The sequence below is a fragment of the Ectopseudomonas oleovorans genome, from assembly GCF_029845265.1.
Taxonomy (GTDB): domain Bacteria; phylum Pseudomonadota; class Gammaproteobacteria; order Pseudomonadales; family Pseudomonadaceae; genus Aquipseudomonas; species Aquipseudomonas oleovorans.
In genome coordinates, this window is record NZ_JAOCLK010000037.1 from 12,055 (window position 1) to 37,421 (window position 25,367).

Below are 25,367 nucleotides of genomic sequence, written 5' to 3' on the forward strand. Positions count from 1 at the left end.
TGAGCGGGTTTGTTGGCAAATTGTTGAATAAAGAGCTTGCCTCTGCTATGTGCATGTTTCATAATGCACACATAGATTCTTCCCGTGAAGGCATTCGATCTTCACATATTGTGCAGCTGGGTGGGGTGGTAAGCCCAATTGGCGTGCCCTTCAACATCGCCAGCTACGCGCTGCTGACGCTGATGGTGGCGCAGGTGTGCGATCTGCAGCCGGGTGAGTTCATCTGGACCGGCGGTGACTGCCACCTGTACGCCAACCATATCGAGCAGACCGACCTGCAACTGACCCGCCAACCGCTGCCGCTGCCGACCATGAAGCTCAACCCCGAGGTGAAGGATCTGCTGGCCTTCAAATTCGAGGACTTCGAGCTGGTCGGCTACGAGGCGCATCCGCATATCAAGGCGCCGGTGGCCGTCTGAGATGGAAATGCGTGGGCTCTGGTGGGCTAAAGCCCACCCTACGGTCTGTAAGTTCTACTAGGATGTAGGGTGGGCTTCAGCCCACCGCAAACACCGCTCCGCATCATTCCCAATGGACAAAGGATTGCCCATGCCCAACTACCGCCGCGAATGGATTGCCGGTGCTACCTATTTCTTCACGGTCACTCTCGCTGATCGTCGTTCCCGCACACTGGTGGAAGAAATCGCGCTGCTGCGCCAGGTCTACGTCGAGGCCAACAAGCGCATGCCGTTCAAGACCATCGCCATCTGCGTCTTGCCCGATCATCTGCATGCCATATGGGAGCTGCCTGAGGATGATCAGGACTATTCCCTGCGTTGGGCATCGATCAAAAGCCAGTTTTCCCGCGCGCTACCCGCCAGGCCCAACGTCAGCGCCAGCAAATCCAGAAAGCGTGAGAAGGGAATCTGGCAAAGGCGCTTCTGGGAGCACCGTATCCGTGATGAGGAGGATCTCGCGAGGCATGTCGACTACATCCATTTCAACCCGGTGAAGCATGACCTGGTGAGTCAGGTTGGTGACTGGCCATATTCGAGCTTCCATCGATATGTCGCGCGTGGGCTCCTGCCGGCAGATTGGGGTGGGCGGGGCGGTGACGATGGGGAGTTTGGGGAGTAGCGGGGAGGTGTGGGCGGTGAGGTGGTGGGCTAAAGCCCACCCTACGCGAGGTTTCGATACGCTCCTGTAGGGTGGGCTTCAGCCCACCAATTGCATGGCGATTTCACTGCACAAACGCTCTACCTGTTCGGCGCGCTCGGCCTCTTCCAGGCGCGCGCCGGGGTTGAGTGATGACCATTCGGGATGCGCCCGTGCCACGTTAAGTGGCGCCGGTAGCTTGCCCTGGCGCCACAGGGTTTCCTGAGGTGCGTTGAGGGTGATGGCGTCCATCGCGGCGTGTCCACGTACGTTCAGTGCAGCCAGCAGTTGCTGCTGACGCAGGGCGAGCAGGCGCAGCACGGCGTCGTCGACGGTCAGCTCGCGCTGGCCCTTGAGTTTTCCCTTCAGTCGTTCCCCGTAGTTGCGCAGGGTCTGCGCACTGCCGCCGATCACCGCGCCCAGCGCTGCGGCAGCGCCCAGGGTGATGCCGCCGACCAGCAGGTCGACGCCGACGCCCGTGGCGGCGCCGGCCGCCATGCCGCTACCGACCTTGATGCCGAGCTGCTTCAGCGTTTCCGGGTTGAACAGGTCGTCGCCCCAGCGGCCGTGGAGCAGCGGCAGGTCGGCCGCCTTGGCATCGCTGCTGCGGAAGGCATACAGGCGCAATAGAGCCTCGACGCAGCGCTGCTCGCGTTGGCGAATCGCATCGCGCAGCTCAGAAATGGCGCCCTGTTCCAGCGCCGGCTGGGCGGCGACGCTGCGGCGGCAGGCGGCGCAGTCGATCAGCAGTTCGGCGATCAGTCGGTTGCCTGCCTGACGACGGGCCTGGCGCTGCGCTTCGTGATCCTCGATCAGGCGTTGCAACTGGGAACGCGAACGCTCCAGCAGCAGGGCCAGGCTTTCGTACAGGCGTCGTTCGCCATCTTCCGGTGGCGCCACGCTGTCGAAGGCCACCAGGGCATGCAGGCCGAGGCGAGCCAGGGCTTCGCGCCATTCACCTTCGCGATGGCTGGCGCTGGCGACGAAATTGAGCACCGGCAGCAGCGGCCGGCCGCACATGGTCAGCACCGCCAGTTCGTCGCGGTACTTGGCCAGCACCGGCTCACGCACATCAATTACATACAGGCCGGCGTCGGAGGCCATGAGCTGGCGCAGCACCTTGGCTTCCTGCTCGTAACGCTGGCGCGCTTCGCTGCTTTCGAGAAAGCGGGCCAGGCGTGCCGGGCCGTCCAGGCGCTCGCCGGGGCGGTCGAGGCGTTCCAGGTAGTCGAGCAGGGTGATGGCGTCTTCCAGGCCGGGGGTGTCGTACAGCTCCAGCAACGCCTGGCCGTCCACCGACAGGCGCGCACCCTCGACATGGCGGGTGGTGCTGGCGCGCGGTGAGACTTCGCCGAACTCCACGTCGCGGGTCAGGGTGCGCAGCAGCGAGGTCTTGCCGACATTGGTGTGGCCGACCAGGGCCAGTTTCAGTGGTGGGCTCATGGCGTGGTCTCGGCCGGGTAGCCCGGAAGCAGAGCGTGCATTGAGTTAGGAGCGAGCTCTGCTCGCGAACCATGGCAAACGGCAAAAGCTTCGCGAGCAGAGCTCGCTCCTACATGAAGCCCGTGTGCCTGCGGCTCTCTAGTCATGTCCGCTCTCCAGCCAGTTCAGCGGCGCCGTATCACCGTGGGTTAGCCCTAGGGTGTCGAGGGCCTGGTGCCAGTCCGTCAGGCGCGCGCTGTCCAGGCTCTCACCGGGCCTCGGCGGTAGCAGCCAGATACGCGTGGCAGAGGCGCAGCGCGCCAGTTCACCGAGCAGCGCCAGGGTGCCGCGATCCGGTGAGCGTCGCGGGTCGCAAGCAATGGCCAGACGTTCGGGTGGGAAGCGGGTCAGTTGTTCGAGCAACTGGCGGCGCTGTTCGCGGCTGTCGATCACCCCGGCATCGGCCACGCCCTTGGGTAGCGGCGCGGGCGGCCAGGGGCGGCGCTCGTCCAGTTCGATGCCGAGCAGCAGCGCGCCGCTGCCGGCTTGGGCACTGGCGCCGCCTTGCGGCTGATGCAGAGCTGCTGGCGCCAGGTCGCAGACGCCGAGGCGTTCGCTGTCCGGTTGCAGGCGCTGGCGCAGCAGGCTGTAGCCCGGCAGGTCGAGATCCAGGCGCAGCGCGCCTTTGCCGGATTGCCAGCGCCACAGGCACAGCAGCGCCAGCAGCAGGCGCGGCAGCAGGCCGTAGACCAACACCACGCCGACCAGCCAGCCGGCCCAGCTCTGCCGGGCCGCTTCACTGGCGATGGCGGCATCGCCGCTGGCACGAATGACGTCGATGTCCGGCAGGCTGAAGCCGAGCAGCGCGGGCAGGGCGCCTATGGTTTGGGTCAGGGCGATGAAGGTGTCGCCACCAAGGATGGTGGTTTCCCAGACGAAGCCGTAGCGGCGCGTGGCGAGCAGCAGCAGCAAGGTGGCCAATGCCGCGAGCATGGCCAGCGTCCACAGGCCGTTGACCATCAGGCCGAGCCCCCAGCGGGTCAGGCGTTGGCGTTGCAGCATCAGCAGCAGGGCCGGGGCCAACTGCGCGGCGCTGGCGTCGCGTGCCAGCTTCTCGCTAAGCCACAGCCACAGGCGACCGAGCGCGCCAGGGTGGTCGCGGGTCAGCAGCAGACCCAGCAGCCAGCCAAGCAGCATCAGCAGGTTGAGCCCAAGCAGGCTGCCCAGCGCCCAGAACACATTGACGGGTTGGCGCCCGTCACCCAACGCGGCCAGAGCCAGACCGAAGCCGCTGAGCAGGGCCAACAGCGCCAGCAGCAGACCGGCCAGGCGTGCGCCCTGCAGCCAGTGCAGCAGCGCCTGCCACTGACCATCACGACGGGCGAGCAGCAGGGCGCGGTGCTGGATGCGCTCGGCCAGGTCAACCTGCTCGGCACGGACCAGGCGATTGGCTTCGGCGTCCTCGAGTGGGCCGGCATGTTCCTCGCGCAGGCGAATGGTCTCGCTGAGCCAGAGGCGTTGGAAAGGCGTGGGGGAGGAGGCGTCTGTCACGCGGCGTCTCGTCATTCGGATCAGGGGTTGAGGATAACCCCTGATCCGCCTTGGTGCTAATCAGCGCTGCTGGCGCAACCGCACGGCGATGTCCGGTTGGTCGATGAACAGGCCGTCGATGCCGGTGGCGAGGAAGGCACGCAGCTCGGCGTCGATGTCGCCGCGATTACTTGGTAAGTCGCCACTGCGCAGGCTGGTGGGCAGGAAGGCGTTCTCGGCGCGGAAGGTATAGGGGTGCACCTTGAGCCCGGCAGCATGGGCGTCACGTACCAGGCTGGTCGGCGCGGTCAGGTTACCGGCGGCATCACGCGGGATGATCATGCCTTTCTCCGGGCCGATGCCGGCGGCGTAACTCGCGATGTTTTTCAGGCCTTCTGGCGTGATCATCTGTTGATAGCCAAGGTCACTGCCCAGTACCTGCTGATCGTAGGGTTGGCCCTCTATCCAGAGCAGCTGCACCAGGCGGATTGGGGTCAGTTTGCTCAGCGTCTTGAGGTTATCCACTTCGAAGGACTGGATGAAAACGGGCGCGTCGGCGCTGTCATAGCCGTTGCGTTCGAGCACCGCCAGCAGCGGTTTCTCCATGGCCAGGTCGAGTTGCTGGAAGTGGGTGGGGTGCTTGGTTTCCGGGTACAGTCCTATGTTCCGTTGCTGGAGGGCTTCCAGCCGTTTCACCAGATCGATGATCTCCTGCAGCGTGGGTATCTCGAACTGGCCATCGAAGCGGGTATTGCCCGGCCGCTGCTGCGGGATGCGTTCGATGGCGCGCAGGGTTTTCAGCTCGGCCAGGGTGAAGTCCTCGCTGAACCAGCCTTCCAGGCTGACGCCATCGACCGTCTGGGTACGCTTGCGTTCGGCGAACTCGGGGCGCTGCGCCACGTCGGTGGTCAGCCCCAGTTCGTTGTCATGGCGGGCGACCAGTTGGCCGTCGCGGGTCATTACCAGGTCAGGCTCGATGTAGTCGGCGCCTTGAAAGGCTGCCAGCGCGTAGGCGGCCAGGGTGTGCTCGGGCGCGTAACCGCTGGCGCCCCGGTGGGCGATCACCAGTGGAGCCTTGGTGTCCCAGGTCTGGGGTTGCTTGGCGCTGGGTTGCTGCTGGGCCCAGTCGATGGCGGCCTGGACGTTATCCTGAGTAGGGCTGGCGAAGACCGACAGTGGCAGCAGTGTGACGCCCAATATCCAGGCAGACAGTGATTTAGACATGACGCTAGCTCCTTGCTCGTGGATGTAGCCGCTAGCCTGCAACGGCGAAGGTGACGATACGACGACAGCGTTGCTTCGGCCACAGGTGGGCTGCGAGGCCGCTGGGTGCTCTGCTATGCTCGCGGCCATGAAAACGACTCTACCCCTTTCCCTGATCGCCGCGCTCGCGCACAACCGTGTGATCGGTCGCGACAACCAGCTGCCCTGGCACCTGCCGGCGGACCTCAAGCATTTCAAGGCGCTGACGCTCGGCAAGCCGATCATCATGGGGCGCAAGACCTGGGATTCGCTCGGTCGGCCATTGCCCGGCAGGCTCAACATCGTGGTCAGTCGCCAGGCGGGCCTGACCCTGGAAGGTGCCGAGGTATTCGCGACGCTGGAAGAGGCCATCGAACGAGCCGACGCCTGGGCGCGCGAAGAGGATGCCGAGGAACTGATGCTGATCGGCGGCGCGCAGCTCTATGAGCTGGGCCTGGCCCAGGCTGATCGCCTGTACCTGACGCGTGTCGGCCTCGACCCCGAAGGCGATGCCTTCTTCCCCGAGGTCGACGAAGTCACCTGGCGCATGACCTCCAGCGTCGAGCACCCGGCTTCGGCCGAGACACCGTCCTACGCCTTCGAAGTGTGGGAGCACCGCGGCGCATAATCCTGCCTAGCTTTCCGGCCATCTCTGCCGCCAGATTCCCCTGTGCGGCGTGATGGCCATTGCCTTGCCTCTGCCGTAACTTTCTTTCGTGCATCCTGATGCAGGTTTTTTTACATGTCTGAGCAATCGCCCGACGACGAGCGCCCGAGCGTCGTCGCTGCACTCTTCGTGCGCCATCCACTCTGGGAAGATGCGCTGGCCCTGCTGTTTGGCACCGCTCTGGTGGCGTTGGGCATCGCCTTCTACACACATGCCGGCCTGCTCACCGGTGGCACCGCCGGCATCGCCTTTCTGGCCAACTATCAGGCTGGTTGGTCGTTCGGCCTGGTGTTCTGCCTGGTCAATCTGCCGTTTTATCTGCTCGGTATCTGGCGCATGGGCTGGGCCTTCACCTTGCGCACGGGCTGTGCGGTGATGCTGGTTTCGCTGCTGGCCGAGCTGACGCCGCACTGGGTCGCCTTCGCCCACCTCAGTGCCCTCTATGCCGCACTGTTCGGTGGCGCTGCCATGGGCCTGGGGTTGCTCATGCTGTTCCGCCACCGCGCCAGCCTGGGCGGGGTGAACATCCTCGCGCTGTACATGCAGGAGCGCTTCGGTCTGCGCGCGGGCGCGGTGCAGATGGCCATCGACGCGAGCATCGTGCTGGCGGCGATCTTCGTGGTGTCGCCAGACAAGGTGTTGCTCTCGGTACTGGGGGCGGTGATGCTCAACCTGGTGCTGGCGATCAATCACCGGGCGGACCGCTACGTCGGCGTCAGCTGAACCCCGCAACGAACGAGGGGCTGCCTCGCTGGAGGCAGCCCCTCGTTGTTTCGTTTTTCGCGGAGGCGAGAATCAGATCACTTCGGTGAATTGGATGATCTCCACCCAGTAACCGTCCGGATCCTTGATGAAGGCGATGTCGCGCATGCGGCCGTCGGTCAGGCGTTTCTGGAAGTCCACGCCGAGGTCTTCGAAACGCTGGCAGGCCGCCTTGATATCCGGCACCGATACGCACAGGTGGCCGAAGCCGCGCGGGTCGCTGTTGCCGCTGTGGTAGGAGAATTCCGGGTCCTTCTCGGTGCCGTAGTTGTAGGTCAGCTCCAGTATGCCGGGGATGGACTTGCGCCACTGATGGCGAGCTGCCGGGTCGGTCGGGATCTGCGACTTGTCATTGATCAGCGCGAGGAAGTACAGGCTGAACTCGGCGTCGGGGAAGTCCTTCTTCTCCAGCAGGGTGAAGCCCAGCACGCGGGTGTAGAAATCCAGCGACTTCTGCAGATTCTTCACACGGATCATGGTGTGGTTGTAGACGAAGTCGGCGGTGGCTGCGTCGGGTTTGGCGGTCACGCCGGGGATGGCGTTGAGCTCGTCGAGGGTCATGGGGTTCTCCATCAGGCGGGAAAAGGGGGCACGGAATGGTCGTGTCTACCTATATGGCTTCGTCCATGGCGTTTTTCAAGGTCGAATGTCACAGCAGGGTGGATGAGACTCTTTCATCTGCCTTGCTAGCGTGGTGTCTTGATTGGTGGGCTGAAGCCCACCCTACAGCCATGCCCGATCGAGCAGGGTGGGCCGGGCGGCGATCCGCTTCAGCCCACCAATTCAATTCCAGCTCCCGCATCAGACCTGCAGCGTGATCAGCTTGGCCCGTGCCCGGCCATCCTCGATATGCAGAATGCCCACGCTGATGGGTAGCTTGAAACGTCGCGGCCCGGCGCTGCCAGGGTTGAGGTAGAGCACGCCGTTACGTTCCTCGTGCAGCGGCTTGTGTGAGTGGCCGGTGATCACCACGTCGATGCCTTGCTCAGCCGGGTCGATATCCAGTTGCTTGAGATCGTGCAGTACATGCAGTGTGACGCCGCCAAGCGTCAGCGTCAGGCGCTCGGGGATGGCGTCGGCCCAGCTGTCCTGATCATTGTTGCCGCGCACCACCGACAGCGGTGCGATGCGTTCCAGATCGGCCAGAATGTGCGGCCCGCCGATATCGCCGGCATGGATCAGGTGATCGACGCCTTGCAACGCTGCTAGCGCTTCGGGGCGCAGCAGGTTGTGGGTGTCGGCGATCAGGCCGATGCGCATCACTGCCCCTTGAGCAGTGCCAGCAAGGCATCGGCATCGAGCTTGCCGCTCATCTCGCCGCCTTCGAGCAGGCTGCTGGCCAGGTCGCGTTTGCGGGCGTGCAGGCTGACGATTTGTTCCTCGATGGTGTTTTCCGTAACCAGTCGGTAGATGGTCACCGGGCGTTGTTGGCCCATGCGGTGAGCGCGGTCGCTGGCCTGGTCTTCCACTGCCGGGTTCCACCAGGGGTCGAGGTGGATGACGTAGTCGGCGGCGGTCAGGTTGAGGCCGCTGCCACCGGCCTTGAGGCTGATCAGGAATATCTCGCCTTCGCCGGCCTGGAAGGCGTTGACCCGCTTCTGGCGCTCCTTGGCTGGGGTGGCGCCGTCGAGGTACTGATAGTGGATGCCGCGCTTATCCAGCCAGGCGCGAACGATGTTCAGGTGGTCGACGAATTGGCTGAAGACCAGCGCCTTGTGACGGTTGTCCAGCAGCTCTTCGACGATTTCCGCGAAGGCCTGGAGTTTGCTGCTGCTCAGGGGGCTACCCGGAATCACCAGTGAGGGATGGCAGCAGAAGCGGCGCAGGCGGGTGATCTCGGTCAGCACCTGAAGCGGGCTGCGCTCTTCGTCGGGTGCGCTGAGGTTGTCTACGGCCTGCTGGCGCAGGGCTTCGTACTGATGGGCTTCGGCCTCGGACAGCGGCACCTTGTAGGTGATTTCGGTGCGCGCGGGCAGCTCATCGAGCACCTGGCTTTTCAGGCGTCGCAGGATGAAGGGTTGGATCAGGTTCTTCAGGGCGCGCCGCGCCGAGGCATCGCCCTGTTCGATGGGGGTGGCGAAGCGTTGGCCAAAGCTGTCCTGGCTGCCGAGCAAGCTGGGGTTGATGAAGCGGAACAGGTTCCACAATTCGCCCAGGTGGTTTTCCAGTGGGGTGCCGGTGGCGATCAGGCGGAAGTCGGCCTGCAGGGCCATGGCGGCCTGCGAACGTTTGGTCTGGGCGTTCTTGATCGCCTGCGCCTCATCCAGCACCACGCTGATCCAGGGCTGTTTGCTGAATGCGTCGGCATCCTGTTGCAGCAGGCCGTAGCTGACGATGACCAGATCCCGTGGGCCTAGACTGTCCAGGGTGCGCGTGTGTTGGTAGTCGCGGATGTTGAGGGTAGGGGCGAAGCGATTGCTTTCGGCCTGCCAGTTGAGCGTCACCGAGGTCGGTGCCACGACCAACTGTGGGCCTTGTGCGGCGCGCAACAGCAGCAGGGCCAGGGTTTGTACGGTTTTACCCAAGCCCATGTCGTCGGCCAGGCAGGCGCCCACGCCCCACTGTGCCAGGCGTGCCAGCCAGGCAAAGCCTTCTTGCTGGTAATCACGCAGTTCGGCCTGCAAGGTGCTTGGCACCGCTGGCTGATAATCCCGCAGGGACTGCAGGCGTTGTAGGTGGGTCTGCCAGTCCTGACCGGCCTTAAATTCGCCGGCTTCTTCGGCCAGTTCGGCGAGCAGCGGGGTGGTCAGCGGGCTCAGGCGCAGGCCATCGTCGTTGATCCGTTCGGCCAGGTGGCTCAGTTCGTCCAGGCGCTTGCGCAGGCTGTTGCCGATGGCCAGCCAGTCATTGCTGCCCAGTGTGATGAAGCGGCCAGGGCTGGCCTTGAGCAGCTCCAGCAATTGGCGTAGCTGCAGCACTCGGCCGTCATCCAGGGTCAGCTCGCCTTGAAGCTGGAACCAGTCGCCTTGCTGCTTGAGGCCGAGCTTGAGTTGCTGGATCTCGCTGCGGCCCTTGATACGCATGCGCTCGCCTTCCGGCCATACGCATTCGAGTAGCTGGCCGTCGATGGCCTGCAGCTCGCTGAGCACCTGCAGGGCGTCCTGCGGGTTTTCCAGTTGCCACTCCTGACCGTCGCTGTCGGCATTGGCCAGGGCTGGGCAGGCGTCGAGGATCTGTTGCAGGGCTTGGCGTTCGTGCTTGAGATTACGCGCCACTTGCACGGTTTTACCGTCGCGCTCACCCAGCAGGCGCTCGCTGCCATGCCCTGGCCGGAACCAGCCACCTTCAGCCAGAGGCCGCACCAGCAATTGCAAGCGCAGCCCCTCGGCCAACGGCAGTAGATGAGCGTAGAGGCGGGTATCGGCGCTTATCTCTTCGACGTGCGCGGTCAGCTCCGGGATATCCGAGTGGATGGGCAGCAACGGGGCGATACTGCCAATGGCTTCGACCAGTTGCGCCTTGGCTGACAGCGGCACGTTGAGGCCGTCACCGATGATCTCGGCGATCTGCCGCAGCTCCTTGCTGACTGGGTAGATCTTCAGTCGCGTGGGGGTTTCCTTCACCAGCAGCAACTCGCCGTGGCCGATGCCCTCAGGCTGAAGCCGCAGGCTGATCTGGCCTTTGCTTTCCTTGAGCTGCAGGCCGGGCTCGCCCAGGCTGACGTCGACCCTTACCTCTGGCGCATCCTGCCAGAACAGATGGGGATGGCCCACCAGGCGCTGCAGTGCAAGGGAAGCCGGCAGGCTGTACTGGCGACCACCGTAATAGCTGTTCTCGACCTGGATCAGGCGGCTGGCCTCACGATCCTGATCGCAGAGAAAGTCCAGGCTGCCGCCGTCCTCGAGCAGACGCTTGAGGGCAACCGGGCGGCCCTTGCTCCATTGCCCCTTGGCGTTGCGTTTTTGCTCGCGGGGCTCGAGCATCAGACCGCTGTAGCGGTCCATGTGGAGCAGCCAGGCCAGGCGCGTTTGTTGCTCGGCGCTCTTGACCGGGTTGGCCGGTGAGCGGATCAGGCTCAGTGCGTTGAGTGCCAGTTGCCAGCTTTCCTGACGCTGATACAGGTCTACCAGGGGCAGCGCACCATCAGGCAGTGGCGCGCTGCCGCCGAATTGGCGGCTGATCAGCGCTTCGTATTCATCGGCGAGCCAACGATAGCCATTTTCACATAGCTGCTGCGCCTGTTCCTGCAAGGCGTTACGCCAAGCCTTTTGCCTGGCCAGCGGCTCATCCAGCCAGTACAGCGCCAGGCCGAGCAGCAACCCATCCAGGCCCGGAGCCAGTGGCGGCAGTTTGTGCAACTGCGGCGGTCGACTGCCTTGGCGCAGGTCGAGAAAACTCAGCAGCAGCTGATAGGCGATGCCATACCCCTGTTTGCTGCCCAGTTGTAGGGCTTGTTTGAGCGTCGGTAACTGCTTGGGATCGTTTTCCTGAATCAGCGCCAGGCAGTACAGCGCGTTGAGTGTCGGCGGGAGGTCGATCTTGCGCTTTTTGGTCTGCTTGCGCAGATCGGCCATCCACTCACGTAGCACGGCCAGCATGTCGCGTAAGGCGCCCTTGGCGAACAGGCTGATGATCACATGCATCAGGCTGCGCGTCTCAAGGGCCATCTGCTCGAGGGTTGCCTGATCGCCGCGCCACAGGGCGTGCAGCAGTACCTGCAAGCCAAGCTCCATATCGTTGTGCTGTTGCAGGCTCTGCAGGGCCATTCGATAGCTCTGCTCGGCCGGTGAGCAGGCTATCGCGGCCAGTTGCAGGTGGTCGTCGAGCAGTAGCTGGCGAACCGGCAGGGACAGTCTGGCCAAGAGGGTCTGCCCGGCTTCGTCGTTGAGCATCTGCCGGATCGGGTGCCATTCCAGCGATTCATGGATGGGGACCACATCGTCCAGTTGCTCCAGCGCCTGTGCCAGGTAATCGGCATCGTCAGCGATGATCGCCAGCCAGACTTCCTCCATGAGCCGTTTGCTGGACGGTGATGACCAGGTGTCGAGCGGGGTTAGCTGTTGCACATGTGCCTTGAGCAATGCGACGCGATCCTCTGACTTGAACAGACGCAGCAGTACTTCGTTGCGTAGATTCGGCGTGATGCCAAACAAGGTGTGCCTGTCGCTTTGCCCCTGGGTTAGCCAGCCGGTTGCGATGAGTTCCTTGGCCACCTCGCTGAAGCAGGTGTGATCAAGCTGCCGTGAGCTGGAGAGGCGCACGTTGAGCGCGCGCAGGTGTTTGAGCAATGCGGTTTTGTTCTGCCCCATGACACAGGGCGCCAGGTTGAATAGCACCGATTGCAAGTGATACGGCAAGGCTTCAAACGCGACGGGTGACTTGGGCATAAGAACGGGGCTCTGGCAACCTGACGGAGGGCAAATGGTAGTGGCTATCGATAAAACGACCAAGCCCGGCACATGGCCGGGCTTAGTTTAGGCAGGGGGCGGGTATCAGCCGTCCAGCATGGCCTTGTTGCGCACCGCACCCTTGTCGGCGCTGGTGGCGAGCAGGGCGTAGGCCTTGAGTGCGGTGGTTACCTTGCGCGCGCGTGGTGCGGCCGGCTTCCAGCCTTTCTTGTCCTGTTCGGCACGGCGGGCGGCCAGTTCTTCATCGCTGACCAGCAGGTTGATGCTGCGATTGGGGATGTCGATGAGGATCTTGTCGCCGTCGTTGACCAGGCCGATGGCGCCACCTGCTGCCGCTTCCGGCGAGGCGTGGCCGATGGACAGGCCGCTGGTGCCACCGGAGAAGCGGCCGTCGGTGAGCAGGGCGCAGGCCTTGCCCAGACCCTTGGACTTCAGGTAGCTGGTCGGATAGAGCATCTCCTGCATGCCAGGGCCACCTTTCGGACCTTCGTAACGGATGATGACGATGTCACCTTCCTTCACTTCGTCATTGAGGATGCCCTTGACCGCGCTGTCCTGGCTCTCGAAGACCTTGGCGTTGCCCTCGAAGACATGGATCGATTCGTCCACACCCGCGGTCTTCACCACGCAGCCATCGAGGGCGATGTTGCCGTACAGCACCGCAAGTCCGCCTTCCTGGGAGTACGCGTGCTCGACGCTGCGAATGCAGCCTTCGGCACGGTCGTCGTCGAGGGTTTCCCAGCGGGTGCTCTGGCTGAATGCGGTCTGGGTCGGGATACCGGCCGGGCCGGCCTTGAAGAAGTGGTGCACGGCCTCGTCGCGGGTCTGGGTGATGTCCCACTGGGCGATGGCGTCGGCCATGCTCGGGCTGTGCACGGTGGCCACGTCGGTGTGCAGCAGGCCGCCGCGAGCCAGCTCGCCGAGGATGCTGAAGACGCCGCCGGCGCGGTGCACGTCTTCCATGTGGTACTTCTGGATGTTCGGCGCCACCTTGCACAGCTGCGGCACGATGCGTGACAGGCGGTCGATATCGCGCAGGTCGAAATCAATCTCGGCTTCCTGGGCCGCGGCCAGCAGGTGGAGGATGGTGTTGGTCGAGCCGCCCATGGCGATGTCCAGCATCATGGCGTTCTCGAAGGCCTTGAAGTTGGCGATATTGCGCGGCAGCACGGAGTCGTCGTTCTCGCCGTAGTAGCGCTGGCACAGCTCCACCGCCAGGCGCCCGGCGCGTAGGAACAGCTGCTCGCGGTCGCTGTGGGTGGCCAGTGTGGAGCCATTGCCCGGCAGGGCCAGGCCGAGGGCCTCGGCCAGGCAGTTCATCGAGTTGGCGGTGAACATGCCGGAGCAGCTGCCGCAGGTCGGGCAGGCGCTGCGCTCGTACTCGGCGACTTTCTCGTCGGAGGCGGTCGAGTCGGCGGCGATGACCATGGCATCGACCAGATCCAGGCCGTGGCTGGCCAGCTTGGTCTTGCCGGCTTCCATCGGGCCGCCGGAGACGAACACCACCGGGATGTTCAGGCGCAGGGCGGCCATCAGCATGCCGGGGGTGATCTTGTCGCAGTTGCTGATGCAGACGATGGCATCGGCGCAGTGGGCGTTGACCATGTATTCCACGGAGTCGGCGATGATCTCGCGGCTCGGCAGCGAATAGAGCATGCCGTCGTGGCCCATGGCGATGCCGTCATCGACGGCGATGGTATTGAATTCCTTGGCCACGCCGCCGTGCTTCTCGATCTCGCGGGCGACCAGTTGGCCGAGATCCTTCAGGTGCACGTGGCCGGGCACGAACTGGGTGAAGGAGTTGGCGATGGCGATGATCGGTTTCTTGAAGTCTTCGTCCTTCATCCCGGTGGCGCGCCACAGGGCGCGGGCGCCGGCCATGTTGCGGCCGTGGGTGGAGGTTTTCGAGCGGTAATCGGGCATGACGGATTCCTGCGGCTAATGCGGTTGTATAGGCGGTGAGCGTCGGTGGGCGGCAGGTCGCCGCGTAGTGTGGGCTGCATGACGAAACGGGATCGCCGTTCGTGCGGCCAGGGCTCACAGGCCCGCCGGAGGATGCCGGGCGGGAAATACGTCGATTCTACGCCGCAGCAGGCGCCAGGGGAAAGGTTGCTGACGGTCACCATTCTTGGTGATCCGTCAGATTCGGGGTGGTGGGATGATGCAGCGATCAATTGCCTCGCGACGCTCCGTCAAGGCCTTCTGGTAGCCGGATGCCGCTATCGGCGATTCGATACAGTTCGTCCGGGTTGAGTGAGGGAGTACTCGCCTCGCTATCAGCGTCGCGTTGAATGGCAGCGAGAATATCGGTGTAGGCCTGAGGTATTTCTGCCGCCGGGTTGCTCGGCTGGCCCTGGGATTGGCCGCTGATGGTCAGGCTGCCGTCTATGAAGGTAATGGCGTAGTTGCCGGAGGTCAGTCCATTGGTGCTGATAGCGTAACTGCCGTTGTTGACCGCACCCTGTGCGCTACCACCGTAGACCAGCGTGCCGCCAAGCACGCCGACATCCTCGCCATTGACGAAGCCGCTGTAGCTGACGCCGTTGCCGCCAGTGAAGGCGAGGCCATCGTAAGTCTTGCTGGCGTCGTTGGCGGTGACGCTGAGCGCGGCCTTGTCGATGGTCAGTGTGCCATCGACGAATATCAGGTTGTAGTTAACGTCCGTGCCAGTGGCGCTATGGGTGTAGCTGCCGGCATTGATGCCAGCGCCGCCGGTGGTGCTGATACCGCTGAGCACGGTTGCTGTTTCACCGTTGACCAAACCGCTGGCGGTGAAGCCGGTAATGCTCTGCTGTTGGCCGTTGTAGGTCACCTGACCGCTATTGGCGGTGATGGTAGCTTGGGCCTTACCGACATTCAGGCTACCTGTGGTGTAGCTGATGGCGTAGTTGTCGGCGCTCAGGCCACTGACGCCCAGGCCATAGTTGCCGGCGTTGACCGCACCCTGTGCACTACCACCGTAGAGCAGCGTGCCGCCAAGCACGCCGACATCCTCGCCATTGACGAAGCCGCTGTAGCTGACGCCGTTGCCGCCAGTGAAGGCGAGGCCATCGTAAGTCTTGCTGGCGTCGTTGGCGGTGACGCTGAGCGCGGCCTTGTCGATGGTCAGGGTGCCATCGACGAATGTCAGGTTGTAGTTAACGTCCGTGCCAGTGGCGCTATGGGTGTAGCTGCCGGCATTGATGCCAGCGCCGCCGGTGGTGCTGATACCGCTGAGCACGGTTGCCGTTTCACCGTTGACCAAACCGCTGGCGGTGAAGCCGGTAATGCTCTGCTGTTGGCCGTTGTAGGTCACCTGACCGCTATTGGCGGTGATGGTAGCTTGGGCCTTACCGACATTCAGGCCACCTGTGGTGTAGCTGATGGCGTAGTTGTCGGCGCTCAGGCCGCTGACGCTGAGGTCATAGTTGCCAGCGTTGACCGCACCCTGTGCACTACCACCGTAGAGCAGCGTGCCGCCAAGCACGCCGACATCCTCGCCATTGACGAAGCCGCTGTAGCTGACGCCGTTTCCGCCAGTGAAGGCGAGGCCATCGTAAGTCTTGCTGGCATCGTTGGCGGTGACGGTGAGCGCGGCCTTGTCGATGGTCAGGGTTGTATCGGCGTAGCTGACGTCGTAGCCCTGCTGACCCGAATACAGCCCGTCCAGGCTGAGACCACCATCGGTGGTGCTGTAGCTGCCGGCGTTCTGCGAGGCGCTGGAGTAGGTCAGGCTACCAAGCAGTAGATCATCATTCAGGGTATCGCCAAGGTCCGTTGTGTATCCGCTGGTGCCGCTGTTCTGGCCATCGTAGGTTTTATTGCCAATGTCCGTCGCCGTGACGGTCACGCTCTGCATGAAGCTGCGCAGCAGTGGCGCAGTATGCCCCTCATAGATCCTCCAGACTGCATTACTGCCGCCGTTGGTGGCCAGGTTCCAGGTGGCATAGTTGGAGGCGTCGCGTAACGCTGTGCTGTCCAGGCCGAGTAGATTTTCCACAGTCGCAACACCACCAATGCTGCCCGCGCCGGGACCGGTGAAGGTGTCGGTGTTCCAGAACGAGTCCGCTACGCGTCCGGTTGCTATATTGCCTACCAACCCCCCTACGGACGTCACCCCGGTCACGCTGCCAGTGGCGTAGGTGTATTCGATCAGGCTGCCGTTATAACCGGCCAAACCACCTACATACTCTGTGCCTTGTACCTGACCGGTGGCATAGGCATTGCGGATGGTGCCGGTGTTGGCACCCACCAGGCCGCCGGTCATTACGACACCGCTGATGTTTCCCGTGGCGTAGGAATTTTCTACCAGGCCCCAGTTTTCTCCGGTCAGCCCACCTACGACGTTCTCCGCGCCGCTTACATCGCCAGTGGCATAGCTGTTGCGAATGATGCCGTTGTCCCGGTTGCGTGCCACCAAGCCACCAGCACCGCGTGCAGTGGAGCTGACGGTGACGTTGGTATGAAGGTCGCTCAGTATGCCGCCGTAGTTGATGCCTACCAGGCTGGCAGCATTGAATCCGCCATGAACGCTGCCACCGACCAGTCCCAGGTCGTGAATCTGCGCCCCGGCGGCTGTCTGCCCGATCAATGCCACTTCGCTTTCGTTTGCGCGATTTATCCTGAGGTCGCGAATCAGGTGGCCTTGACCATCCAGCGAGCCGGTAAAGGGGGTGCTGGAGTTGCCCACTGGTTTGAACCCAGCCACTCCCCAGACATCGCCGTAGTAGCCATTACCGCCTGCTGCAAGCGCGGCACCGAGATCCAGGTCGGTGCCCAGGCGATAGTCGGCTGACAGATCCAGCGCCATCAGTTGCAGGGCGTGGGGCGTGAACAGGGTCGTCGAGTACTCGCCGCGCAGCATGGGTCGTGTATCGCCTTCGAACATCACCCAGGTGTTGGTGAAGTCGAAGCCGGCGTAGGTGGCTTGGGTGCGGGCGTTGGTGGAGTCGATACCAGTGCCGGCTGCACTGCTTGCTTGGCCGGTGGAGTCCATGTCCCAGTAGCTGTTGGTGACCGTGGCGCCGGAGCCGTCAACGTTCCCCACCAGCCCGCCAGTGCCGGTCACTCGGCCGCTGGCGTAAGTATTGGTCAATGTGGTGCCCTGCACGGTGCTGCCGATCAGCCCGCCGATAGCATCACCCGTACCGGTTACCGCTCCCGTTGCATAGGCGTCCGTGACCGAGGCCGCACGATTACGGCCGATCAAGCCGCCTACCTCACTCGCCCCGCTGACCGTCGCTGTGGAGGAGGACTGGCTAACAAAGCCTTGATCGTTCAGGCCCACCAGGCCGCCGACCTGATCACCCAGCGAGGATACCTGGCCGGTGACATGGGTATTGGTCATGGTGCCACCGCTCAGCCTTGCCACTAGGCCTCCTACCGTGCCAATGCCAGTGATGGAAACATTGGAGAGGGTCAGGTCGCGGATGGTGGCTGCCGTGAGGCCGAACATACCGATAACCCCGTTATTGGGGCGATAGATGAAGAGACCGTCAACCGTGTGCCCGAGGCCGGCAAAGGTGCCGTTGAAGCCATCGATGGGAGCGAAGCCGGCTCCTGCGTTCCAGGTACTGGTCGCAGCGGCATCGAGGTCGATGGCGAGCGCGTAGTGACCGTTTCCCGAAATGCCTTGCAGGGCGCTGAGGTCGCGAATCAGGGTGTAGTCGACGCCGCCGAGACTCAGTCCGGCATTGCCTCCTGAGAGGGTGACGCGGGCGCCCTGGTTCAGGCTGTAACCGTTGCCGTAGGCCAGCACCAGCGCTGCATTGTCGCCGCTGGCGGTGATGTCCTTGTTGACGTTTATGCGGCCGTGGGCATCGAGCGTCAGCGTGGTATCTGCGCTCCAGCTCACGGCAGCATTGACGTTGATGTCGCCGTTTTCGCTGCCTCCCGCCACGGTCTGTAGCGTGATGCTGGTGTTCTGCAGGTTGGCGCTGAGGGTGCTGGCACCGATGCCGCTGGGGGTCTGGCTGGCACTGCCGGCGCTGACGGTAAAGTCGGTCGGGTCGATCAGCCAGGTGCCGGTTTGCCCGGTCGTGGCCTTGGTAGTGACGGTCGTGCCCGCGGCGATCTGCACATGGGCGCCGCTGGTGTCGATAAAACCGCCATTGCCGCCATCCGCCGCGCTGGCATCCAGGGTGCCGGCGACCTGCACTGTGCCGCCGTCGAAGTCGCCGAGCAGGACGATCCTGCCTTCCTTCTCGCCTAGGGTGCGGGCCTGGATCACGCCCTCGTTGTTGACCACCGTCTGCAGCAGCGCATCGGCTGCGCTGGCGGTGAGGATGACGTTGCCGCCGTCGGCCTGGATCAACTGACGGTTTTCCACCAGCGCGTCCTTCACCGCCTCGTCGACCTGTACGCTGAGCAAGCCGTCACCGGCGAAGTCGAGGGTGACCGAATTACCAGCGGCCAGGGCCACCGTGCCCTGGTTGGCGACGATCACGCCGTTGTTGCTGACCGTGCCGCCGAGCAGGGCGACGCTGCCGCCATCGGCAGCGCTGATGCGCCCATTGTTGATGACCGAAGCGTTGCTGCCGTTGCCCTTGAAGGCGTAGTTGCCCGCTTCGAAATCGCTCACTGACAGATCCAGGGTGGAAGCCACCAGACCGCCGACGTTGACCTGCGCCCCGGCGCCGAAGAGCACGCCGTTGGGATTGATGATGAACACCCGGCCATTGGCATCGAGCTGGCCCATGATCTTCGAGCCGTCGGCGCCGAGCACCCGGTTAAGGGCGATCGAGTCGGTTCCGGGCTGGTTGAAGGTCACCTTGTTACCGCTGCCGATGTCGAAGCTCTGCCAGTCGATGGCCAGCTTGTTGCTGGCTTGATCGATGACCATCTGCTGGCCGTTGGGCTGGCTGATGCTGCCGCTGCCGGAGACCACCTGACCGCCAGTGGGCAGGTCGGCGGCGAAGGTCGAGCCGGCCAGCACGAGGCTTGTCGCCAATATCGCACCGGCGCCCTTGCCACGTTTGCGGGCGTGTTCATGGGCGACGGCCCAGGCGCCCAGGGCGTGGTTCCAGATTAGAGCGTAGCTGCGGTTCATGGATGTCCCCTTATCAATCGTCTGGCTGCGGAGTGCTGCGTTTCGGCCTGCGGTGTAACCATCAAGGGTTTGCAGCGTTAGAAGAAGCGCACCACCTGTGCCCATACGCGCGGGCTGCGGTCGACATCGCTCTGCGGCTCGCTGTTGCCCAGTTTCCACGCGGTCACGGCGCTGACCTGCCAGCCGTGGGCCGCCCAGCGTGCGCCCAGGCCGGCACCGGAAAGGCTGCGATGGTTCTCGCCGGAGGCCCAGCTGTCCTTGTTCAGGCGCACCTGGCCATGGTCGACGAAGGTGCTGAGCTGCCAGGCATCGGTCAGCGCATAGCGCAGCTCGAGATTGGCCAGCCAGCCTTGGTCGCCGGAGGCTTCGCCCTGCGGGTAGGCGTGTACACCGTAGGCGCCGCCCAGGTAGAGCTTTTCCGAACTGTCGAGGTTGCCGTCGGCCCATTGGCCTTGCAGCTGGGTGTAGAGGCTGAAGCGCTCGCTCAGGCGCTGCAGGCGAACCAGGCTGGGGTTGAGCTTGTGGAAGCGGCCGGCCGTGCCGGCAGTGAGGTCGTCGATACGCTGCGCAGTGGCATCGTCGAGGTTCAGGCTGCCCTGGCTCCAGGCCAGGGCGAAGCTGTTGATGCCACCGCCGAGCAGGGTGTCACGGCTGTTGCCGTTGAGCGTCAGGATGACCACGCGCGAGCGTTTCTCGCTCTTCTGGTCGAACAGGTCGATGTCGTCCTGCAGGCGCTTGTCGTCGAATTGGACCTGCACATAGAGGTTGAAATCCCGCGATCGCATCAGTGGTTGCAGGGCGAAGACGCTGGCGATGCGTGCATTGCCATGGGCATCGAGGTCTTCGAAGTCCTTGGCCAGCTCATAGTCCATGTCCGAATAGGCCACGCCGAGCTGAGTCGACCAGGGGCCGACAGGTAGCTGATAGGCGATGCGGCCGTAATTCTGTTCTTCGTCCGAACCCATGGCGCGCAGGGTCAAACGGTCACCCAGTCCCAGTGGACTGTTGATGTTGAGTGTGCCGCCAAGGCGGTACTGACCGGTGAAGCGGTTGCCGTAGTTGTCGGCGTCGATGGAGCCGGACAGCAGCGGTGCGCGCTCGATATTCACCAGCAGGTCGGTGCTGCCGGTGCTCGTGCCGGGGCGCAGGGTGGACTTCACCTCGACGCCGGGCGTGTCCTGCAGCAGCAACAGGCTGCGTTCGAGCGGCCTGGCCTGCACCGCATCGCCGGCTTGCAGTGCCGCCAGGGGCGCGAGGGCGCTGCCACCCAGGCCGGCCTTGTCGTTGATCTGCACCTGGCCGTAGCGGCCTTCGAGCACGGCGATCCGAACCATGCCGCCATGGATCTCCTGGGCGGGCAGATAGGCGCGTGCCAGTGGGTAACCGCGTTCGCGGTAGAAGCGGGTGATGCGATTGGCGGCGCCCTGCAGATCGCCAAGTGTGAGGGTGCGATTGTTCAGGTCATCGAGCAGCGTCAGCAGTTGCTCATTGGGGATGGCGCTGTTGCCCTCGAGGACGAAACCTGTGACTTGCAGGCTCGGCCCAGCGCTTTGCTCCTGATCACCGGGTGAGTCGGGCAGGTTGATGTCTATGGATTGCCGCTCGGGTAACTGCAGAGGCTTCTGGTCGAGGCTTTGTTGGGTCTGACCAGCATCCGGCGCTACGGCTGCCAGAGCCGGGTTGGTGAGGATATTCCCGGCGGCCAGCAAGGCGACGGACAACAGGCTCGTGGCAACACGCATGGCGATCAGCTTCCTTCTGGGAGACGGCTGCCCAGGCCTGAGTGATCTGCATCAGGCCGAAGACAAAGAGGAAGCCTAGGTCGTGTGACCTGGATTTAGCTTGATAGAACTTGCGGTGTTTGCCTCAGCTCTCCAGGCCGATGGCGATATCCAGACATTGCGTGGCATCACCTGACCAGGGGGGCTGGCGATAGAGTTCATAGCCGCCCTGGGGGACAAAACGCTCACCGGAGCTTTCCGGCCAGGCCACGGCGAGGGTGCGATAGGCCGCGAATACCTGGTTGTAGGGTGCTCGGTGTTGAAGGCAGGCGTAACGTCCGGCTGGCAGCCTCATTCGGCTCAGTGGGGCGTCACCGATGGGGAGTCCGAGATCGACCACAGCGCAGTCGTAGCGCACCAGGTCGTTGGGGGTGATCTCCGGGTTGTCGGTGATGGCTCCGATGGCCCTGGCGTTATCCAATGGATAGCCGATACGTTGCAGTTCTTCGGCAAAGTGTCGCCAGTGCTCCGCAACTCGTGCATAGCTGCCGTAGAAACGCATGCTCAGCAGCGCCAGATCGGGAAGGTGAGTGATCTGTACTTCGCTTGCCCGACGATGTTCCTCAGCTGTGGCGGGGATGCTGGCCTGGCGCGCGAACTGACGGTACTGGGTGGGCGTCAGGGCGAACTGGCGATGGAAGGCACGGATGAAGGCCTCATGACTGGAGTAGCCAACGGACAGCGCGATGGAAAGCACCGACTCCGGGTAGATCAACAGGTGAATCGCCGCGCGGTCGAGGCGGGTGCGACGAATGTATTCGCTTGGGCTTTCGCCCATTACCTCGCGGAAATGGCGCTGAAAGTGGAAGGTGCTCAGGCTGGCGCGAGCCGCCAGACGATCAAGCGAGAGCGGCCGGTCCAAGTGGGCTTCAATGTAGCGAATGGCGCGCAGGATGCGCCGGTCTTCCAGCACATGGGGCGGTGGCTTGTCCCGTTCGTAGGGTTTGCGCGACCCCGCATGCGGGCGTTCGAACAGCAGAGCATGCTCCTGCTCCACCAGGCGCTGCTCATGTACGTCTCGGGTTGCATCCATGGTCAGGGCGTGTCGTGCTCGAAGCTGGTGGATAGGCAGGGCAGGCCGCCGATAATAAAGGTGATGGGCTTCGGACGAACAGGGGAAGCGTTCTGCGTCATGTTCGCCCTTCGGGGCGGGTATCAGTTCGGAATCTCGATCCCTCGCATCCGCTCGGCGCGGCGGCGTAGCAGTTCGATGGTTACCAGCAACGCGATGGATACCAGGATCAGCAGAGTGGCGATGGCCAGGATGCTCGGGTTGATCTGCTCGCGCAGGCCCGAGAACATCTGCCGCGGAATGGTGCGCTGTTGTGGTCCGGCCATGAACAGGATCACCACCACCTCATCGAAGGAAGTGATGAAGGCGAACAGTGCGCCTGAAATCACGCCGGGGCGGATCAGCGGCATGATCACGTCGAAGAACACGCGGATCGGCGTGGCGCCCAGATTCAGCGCGGCGCGTGCCAGGCTGTAGTCGAAACCGGTGAGGGTGGCGGTGACAGTGATAATGACGAACGGCGTACCAAGTGCGGCATGGGCCAGGATCACGCCCAGGTAGCCACCGGCCAGGCCGAGGTTGGAGTAGAAGAAGAACATGCCGGCGGCGGTGATGATCAGTGGCACGATCATCGGCGATAGCAGCAGGGCGGTGATGAAGCGGCGAAACGGCATCTCATCGCGGGCCAGGCCTATGGCGGCGCAGGTGCCCAGAATGGTGGCGAGGATGGTCGAGAGGATGCCGATGAAGAAGCTGTTCTTGATCGCCAGTATCCACTTCGGATCGTTGAATACCTCCCGGTACCAGCGCAGCGAATAGGCCTCGGGGTCGAGGGTGAGCATGCCTTCGGTGAAGCTGAAGAACGGCTCTGCGTTGAACGACAGCGGCACGATCACCAGGATCGGCAGGATCAGAAACAGCAGCACCAGCCAGGAGCTGGCCTTGAGCAGCCAGTGTCCGAGGTGGTGCCAGAAGCCGTAGTAGGCGGGGATCTTCATCGTCTCATCATCCCAACTTGATGTTGCTGGCGCCGACGAAGCGGTCGTACACCCAGTACAGCAGCAGGATCAGCCCGAGCAGCAACGAGCCCAGTGCGGCGGCCAGCTCCCAGTTGTTCGAACGCTGCATATGGAAGGCGATGATGTTGCTGATCATCTGCCCGTCGGTGCCACCGACCAGTGCCGGGGTGATGTAGTAGCCGACCGAGATGATGAACACCAGCAGCGCCCCGGCACTGAGGCCGGGCAGGGTCATCGGGAAGTAGATGCGGACGAAGGCTGGGATCGGTTTGTCGCCGAGGCTGAGTGCGGCGCGCATGTAGCTGGGGTCGATGCCGCGCATCACACTGTACAGCGGCAGAATCATGAACGGCAGCAGGATGTGGGTCATCGCCACCACGGTGGCGAACGAGGTATAGAGCATCTCGAAGGGCTGACTGATCAGGCCGATGCCCATGAGGAAGGAGTTGATCACGCCGTTGGTCTGCAACAGCGCGATCCACGAGGTGGTACGCACCAGCAGCGAGGTCCAGAACGGCAGCAGCACCAGCACCAGCAGCAGGTTGGCGCGGTTCGACGGCAGGCCGGCGAGGTAGTAGGCCAGCGGGTAGCCGAGCAGGGCGCAGAGCAGGGTGATGACCAGTGCCATGTTCAGGGTCTTGGAATACAGCTGCAGATAGATCTGCGTGTCCTGGCGCGCCTGGATGCCCTCGTCGGGGTGCATCTCCAGATCCAGTGCGGTCAGGTAGTAATCGTAGGTGTAAACCTTGCCGGCGCGCTCGATGGCGTACCACAGCTCGGGCATGCTCCAGTTGCGGTGGGCCTCGAGCAGCGTCTGCACGCCTTGGCTTTGCAGCGCCTGGGCGTCCAGTCGGCCAACGCGCCGGGCAGTGGCTTTGACCACGCTGGACATGCCGGTATAGGCGCGGTTGAGTTCTTCGGAGAGCTTGCCGGACAGGCGTTGCTGGTTAAGGCCATGCAGTTCGCTAGCGAAGACCTGCAGGGTTTTTTCGTCCGGCAGTTGCTTGTGATCATCCCAGCGTTCGAGTTCGGCCAGGGTCAAGGGAATCAGCTCGGCCACGGTCGGGTGATGCACGCTGCGCCACAGCATGGTACCGATCGGGGCGACGAAGGTGACGAGGATGAACAGCAGCAGCGGCACCACGAAGAGAAAGGCGGCGAGGCGTTTCTTGCGGCGGGCGCTGGCGGCTTGGCCGGCTTCGCTGGTGGTCAGGGATGACAAGGTGTTACTCCGTAAAACAGGGCGCACAGCAAGTGTCGATCAGTAGCTCCCTCTCCCGTTTACGGGAGAGGGCTGGGGAGAGGGTGACAGATTCACCCTCTCCCCCAACCCCTCTCCCACAAGTGGGAGAGGGGAGCTGATGGCCTTTACTTCAACAACCACTCGTTGAATTTCTCACCCAACGACTCGCCATAGTCAGCCCAGAACTCGGAGCCAGCCTGGATGCCTTTATCCAGGTGAGCGGTCGGCAGGTGCGGCGTCGCAGTCTGGTCTGCCAGCGGCATGGACGACTTGCGGGTCGGGCCGTAGGCGACGTCCGGCATGCCGGCCAGCGGCTTGGAGCCGGTGGCGTACTTGATGAATTCCATAGCTAGGTCTTTCTTCTTCGAGCCTTTGACGATGGCCCAGGCGTCGAGGTCGTAGACGTGGCCGTCCCAGACGATTTCGAAGGGTTTCTTCTCCTGCACGATGGCGTCGTAGAAGCGGCCGTTGGCCGATTGCACCAGCACCGCACCGCCGTCATTGAGCAGTTGTGGCGCCTGCGACCAGGAGTCGAACCAGACGATGTCCTTCTTGATGCTGTCCAGCTTGTCGAAGGCGCGTTGCTGGCCTTCGGGGGTGGCCAGCACGTCGTACACTTCATCGGGCGCCACGCCATCGGCCAGCAGTGCCCATTCCATGTTCACCTGCGGGCGTTTGCGCAGGGCGCGCTTGCCGGGAATCTTGGCGGTGTCGAAGAAGTCGTCGATGCTGGCTGCCTTGGTATCACCGATGGTGTTCTGGTTGTAGGCGAATACCACCGACCAGACGATGTTACCCACCGCGCATTCGCTGGCCAGGGCTTCGGGGATGAAGTCCTGTGCGGCCGGGGTGCCGTCGATGCCGGCCGGCAGTACGCTGTGGTCGAGGGTTTCCAGCAAGCCTTCGGAGCAGGCGCGTTCGAGGTCGATCACCTCGAAGTCGACCACGTCCCACTGAATGTTGCCGGATTCGACCTGGGCCTTGATCTCGGCGACGCCGCCCGAGTAATCCTCGAACAATACCTTGACCCCGGTTTCTGCCTGGTACGGGTCGATGACGTGCTTCTTCTGCGCCGCCCCATAGGCGCCGCCCCAGGACACTACGGTGAGGCTGTCCTGGGCCGTGGCGTTGCCAGCGGTGAGTCCCAGTGCCGCCACCAGGGCGAAGGTGGAAACGCTGGTAGTCAGTGATCTAGCCATTGTTGTGCTCCATGTGCTTC

16 protein-coding genes and 1 pseudogene are annotated in these 25,367 nt (G+C 63.4%); 4 read left to right on the forward strand and 13 right to left on the reverse strand.

Features of this window, described 5'->3' with window-relative positions:
- Positions 1–137 precede the first annotated feature (137 nt).
- A pseudogene (gene thyA, locus N5J71_RS17020) lies at positions 138–419 on the forward strand (thymidylate synthase); the annotation flags it as partial.
- A 130-nt stretch (positions 420–549) separates the two neighbouring features.
- The gene (locus N5J71_RS17025; protein WP_003464065.1) at positions 550–1,077 is read left to right on the forward strand and encodes an REP-associated tyrosine transposase; all 528 of its coding nucleotides are present in this window, start codon (positions 550–552) and stop codon (positions 1,075–1,077) included.
- Between the two features lie 78 nt (positions 1,078–1,155).
- Here the strand turns inward: N5J71_RS17025 and N5J71_RS17030 are convergent, their stop codons facing one another.
- The 3 genes from N5J71_RS17030 to N5J71_RS17040 form a co-directional block, all read right to left on the reverse strand.
- Positions 1,156–2,538 (reverse strand): GTPase/DUF3482 domain-containing protein, encoded by a 1,383-nt coding sequence (locus tag N5J71_RS17030; RefSeq protein ID WP_003464063.1) that lies wholly within the window; start codon positions 2,536–2,538, stop codon positions 1,156–1,158.
- Positions 2,539–2,676: 138 nt separating this feature from the next.
- Positions 2,677–4,083 (reverse strand): DUF2868 domain-containing protein, encoded by a 1,407-nt coding sequence (locus tag N5J71_RS17035; RefSeq protein WP_279917281.1) that lies wholly within the window; start codon positions 4,081–4,083, stop codon positions 2,677–2,679.
- A gap of 45 nt (positions 4,084–4,128) precedes the next feature.
- Entirely contained in the window at positions 4,129–5,271 is a 1,143-nt protein-coding gene (locus tag N5J71_RS17040; RefSeq protein WP_279869976.1) for a glycerophosphodiester phosphodiesterase, read from the reverse strand.
- A 115-nt stretch (positions 5,272–5,386) separates the two neighbouring features.
- Here N5J71_RS17040 and N5J71_RS17045 point away from each other — a divergent pair, with 115 nt between their 5' ends.
- Together N5J71_RS17045 and N5J71_RS17050 are read left to right on the forward strand one after the other, a co-directional pair.
- On the forward strand, positions 5,387–5,917 hold the full coding sequence (locus N5J71_RS17045) for a dihydrofolate reductase (protein ID WP_279917282.1): 531 nt from the start codon (positions 5,387–5,389) through the stop codon (positions 5,915–5,917).
- 114 nt (positions 5,918–6,031) lie between these two features.
- On the forward strand, positions 6,032–6,679 hold the full coding sequence (locus tag N5J71_RS17050) for a YitT family protein (RefSeq protein ID WP_279917283.1): 648 nt from the start codon (positions 6,032–6,034) through the stop codon (positions 6,677–6,679).
- A gap of 72 nt (positions 6,680–6,751) precedes the next feature.
- On the opposite strand, the gene gloA is transcribed toward N5J71_RS17050, so the two are convergent.
- The 10 genes from gloA to N5J71_RS17100 all read right to left on the reverse strand — a co-directional run bounded on the left by gloA (position 6,752) and on the right by N5J71_RS17100 (position 25,347).
- Positions 6,752–7,279: a lactoylglutathione lyase gene (gloA, locus tag N5J71_RS17055; RefSeq protein WP_279917284.1), complete on the reverse strand. Its 528-nt coding sequence runs from the start codon at positions 7,277–7,279 to the stop codon at positions 6,752–6,754.
- A gap of 240 nt (positions 7,280–7,519) precedes the next feature.
- Complete coding sequence (locus N5J71_RS17060; RefSeq protein WP_279917285.1) at positions 7,520–7,978, reverse strand: metallophosphoesterase family protein; 459 nt, start codon at positions 7,976–7,978, stop codon at positions 7,520–7,522.
- Positions 7,978–12,045, reverse strand: coding sequence for a DEAD/DEAH box helicase (locus N5J71_RS17065; RefSeq protein WP_279917286.1), 4,068 nt, complete (start codon positions 12,043–12,045; stop codon positions 7,978–7,980). Before N5J71_RS17065 ends, N5J71_RS17060 begins: the two co-directional genes overlap by 1 nt.
- A gap of 105 nt (positions 12,046–12,150) precedes the next feature.
- Positions 12,151–13,989 (reverse strand): dihydroxy-acid dehydratase, encoded by a 1,839-nt coding sequence (gene ilvD / locus N5J71_RS17070; protein WP_279917287.1) that lies wholly within the window; start codon positions 13,987–13,989, stop codon positions 12,151–12,153.
- A 247-nt stretch (positions 13,990–14,236) separates the two neighbouring features.
- Positions 14,237–19,093, reverse strand: coding sequence for an MBG domain-containing protein (locus N5J71_RS17075; protein WP_003464050.1), 4,857 nt, complete (start codon positions 19,091–19,093; stop codon positions 14,237–14,239).
- A gap of 77 nt (positions 19,094–19,170) precedes the next feature.
- The gene (locus N5J71_RS17080; RefSeq protein ID WP_279917288.1) at positions 19,171–20,835 is read right to left on the reverse strand and encodes a ShlB/FhaC/HecB family hemolysin secretion/activation protein; all 1,665 of its coding nucleotides are present in this window, start codon (positions 20,833–20,835) and stop codon (positions 19,171–19,173) included.
- Positions 20,836–20,959: 124 nt separating this feature from the next.
- Positions 20,960–21,907 carry an AraC family transcriptional regulator gene (locus tag N5J71_RS17085; protein WP_003464047.1) on the reverse strand — a complete coding sequence of 316 codons (948 nt, stop codon included), beginning with the start codon at positions 21,905–21,907 and terminating at the stop codon, positions 20,960–20,962.
- Positions 21,908–22,029: 122 nt separating this feature from the next.
- Complete coding sequence (locus tag N5J71_RS17090) at positions 22,030–22,884, reverse strand: ABC transporter permease (protein WP_003464045.1); 855 nt, start codon at positions 22,882–22,884, stop codon at positions 22,030–22,032.
- A 7-nt stretch (positions 22,885–22,891) separates the two neighbouring features.
- The gene (locus tag N5J71_RS17095; protein ID WP_279917289.1) at positions 22,892–24,127 is read right to left on the reverse strand and encodes an ABC transporter permease; all 1,236 of its coding nucleotides are present in this window, start codon (positions 24,125–24,127) and stop codon (positions 22,892–22,894) included.
- Between the two features lie 146 nt (positions 24,128–24,273).
- Positions 24,274–25,347, reverse strand: a complete 1,074-nt coding sequence (locus N5J71_RS17100; RefSeq protein ID WP_074855351.1) for an ABC transporter substrate-binding protein — start codon at positions 25,345–25,347, stop codon at positions 24,274–24,276.
- Positions 25,348–25,367 lie beyond the last annotated feature (20 nt).

Bases quoted from the DNA above. Each gene is read 5' to 3' on its own strand.
- N5J71_RS17025 (WP_003464065.1), top strand. From the start codon at position 550: ATGCCCAACTACCGCCGCGAATGGATTGCCGGTGCTACCTATTTCTTC.
- N5J71_RS17030 (WP_003464063.1), bottom strand. From the start codon at position 2,538: ATGAGCCCACCACTGAAACTGGCCCTGGTCGGCCACACCAATGTCGGC.
- N5J71_RS17035 (WP_279917281.1), bottom strand. From the start codon at position 4,083: ATGACGAGACGCCGCGTGACAGACGCCTCCTCCCCCACGCCTTTCCAA.
- N5J71_RS17040 (WP_279869976.1), bottom strand. From the start codon at position 5,271: ATGTCTAAATCACTGTCTGCCTGGATATTGGGCGTCACACTGCTGCCA.
- N5J71_RS17045 (WP_279917282.1), top strand. From the start codon at position 5,387: ATGCTCGCGGCCATGAAAACGACTCTACCCCTTTCCCTGATCGCCGCG.
- N5J71_RS17050 (WP_279917283.1), top strand. From the start codon at position 6,032: ATGTCTGAGCAATCGCCCGACGACGAGCGCCCGAGCGTCGTCGCTGCA.
- gloA (WP_279917284.1), bottom strand. From the start codon at position 7,279: ATGACCCTCGACGAGCTCAACGCCATCCCCGGCGTGACCGCCAAACCC.
- N5J71_RS17060 (WP_279917285.1), bottom strand. From the start codon at position 7,978: ATGCGCATCGGCCTGATCGCCGACACCCACAACCTGCTGCGCCCCGAA.
- N5J71_RS17065 (WP_279917286.1), bottom strand. From the start codon at position 12,045: ATGCCCAAGTCACCCGTCGCGTTTGAAGCCTTGCCGTATCACTTGCAA.
- ilvD (WP_279917287.1), bottom strand. From the start codon at position 13,989: ATGCCCGATTACCGCTCGAAAACCTCCACCCACGGCCGCAACATGGCC.
- N5J71_RS17075 (WP_003464050.1), bottom strand. From the start codon at position 19,093: ATGAACCGCAGCTACGCTCTAATCTGGAACCACGCCCTGGGCGCCTGG.
- N5J71_RS17080 (WP_279917288.1), bottom strand. From the start codon at position 20,835: ATGCGTGTTGCCACGAGCCTGTTGTCCGTCGCCTTGCTGGCCGCCGGG.
- N5J71_RS17085 (WP_003464047.1), bottom strand. From the start codon at position 21,907: ATGGATGCAACCCGAGACGTACATGAGCAGCGCCTGGTGGAGCAGGAG.
- N5J71_RS17090 (WP_003464045.1), bottom strand. From the start codon at position 22,884: ATGAAGATCCCCGCCTACTACGGCTTCTGGCACCACCTCGGACACTGG.
- N5J71_RS17100 (WP_074855351.1), bottom strand. From the start codon at position 25,347: ATGGCTAGATCACTGACTACCAGCGTTTCCACCTTCGCCCTGGTGGCG.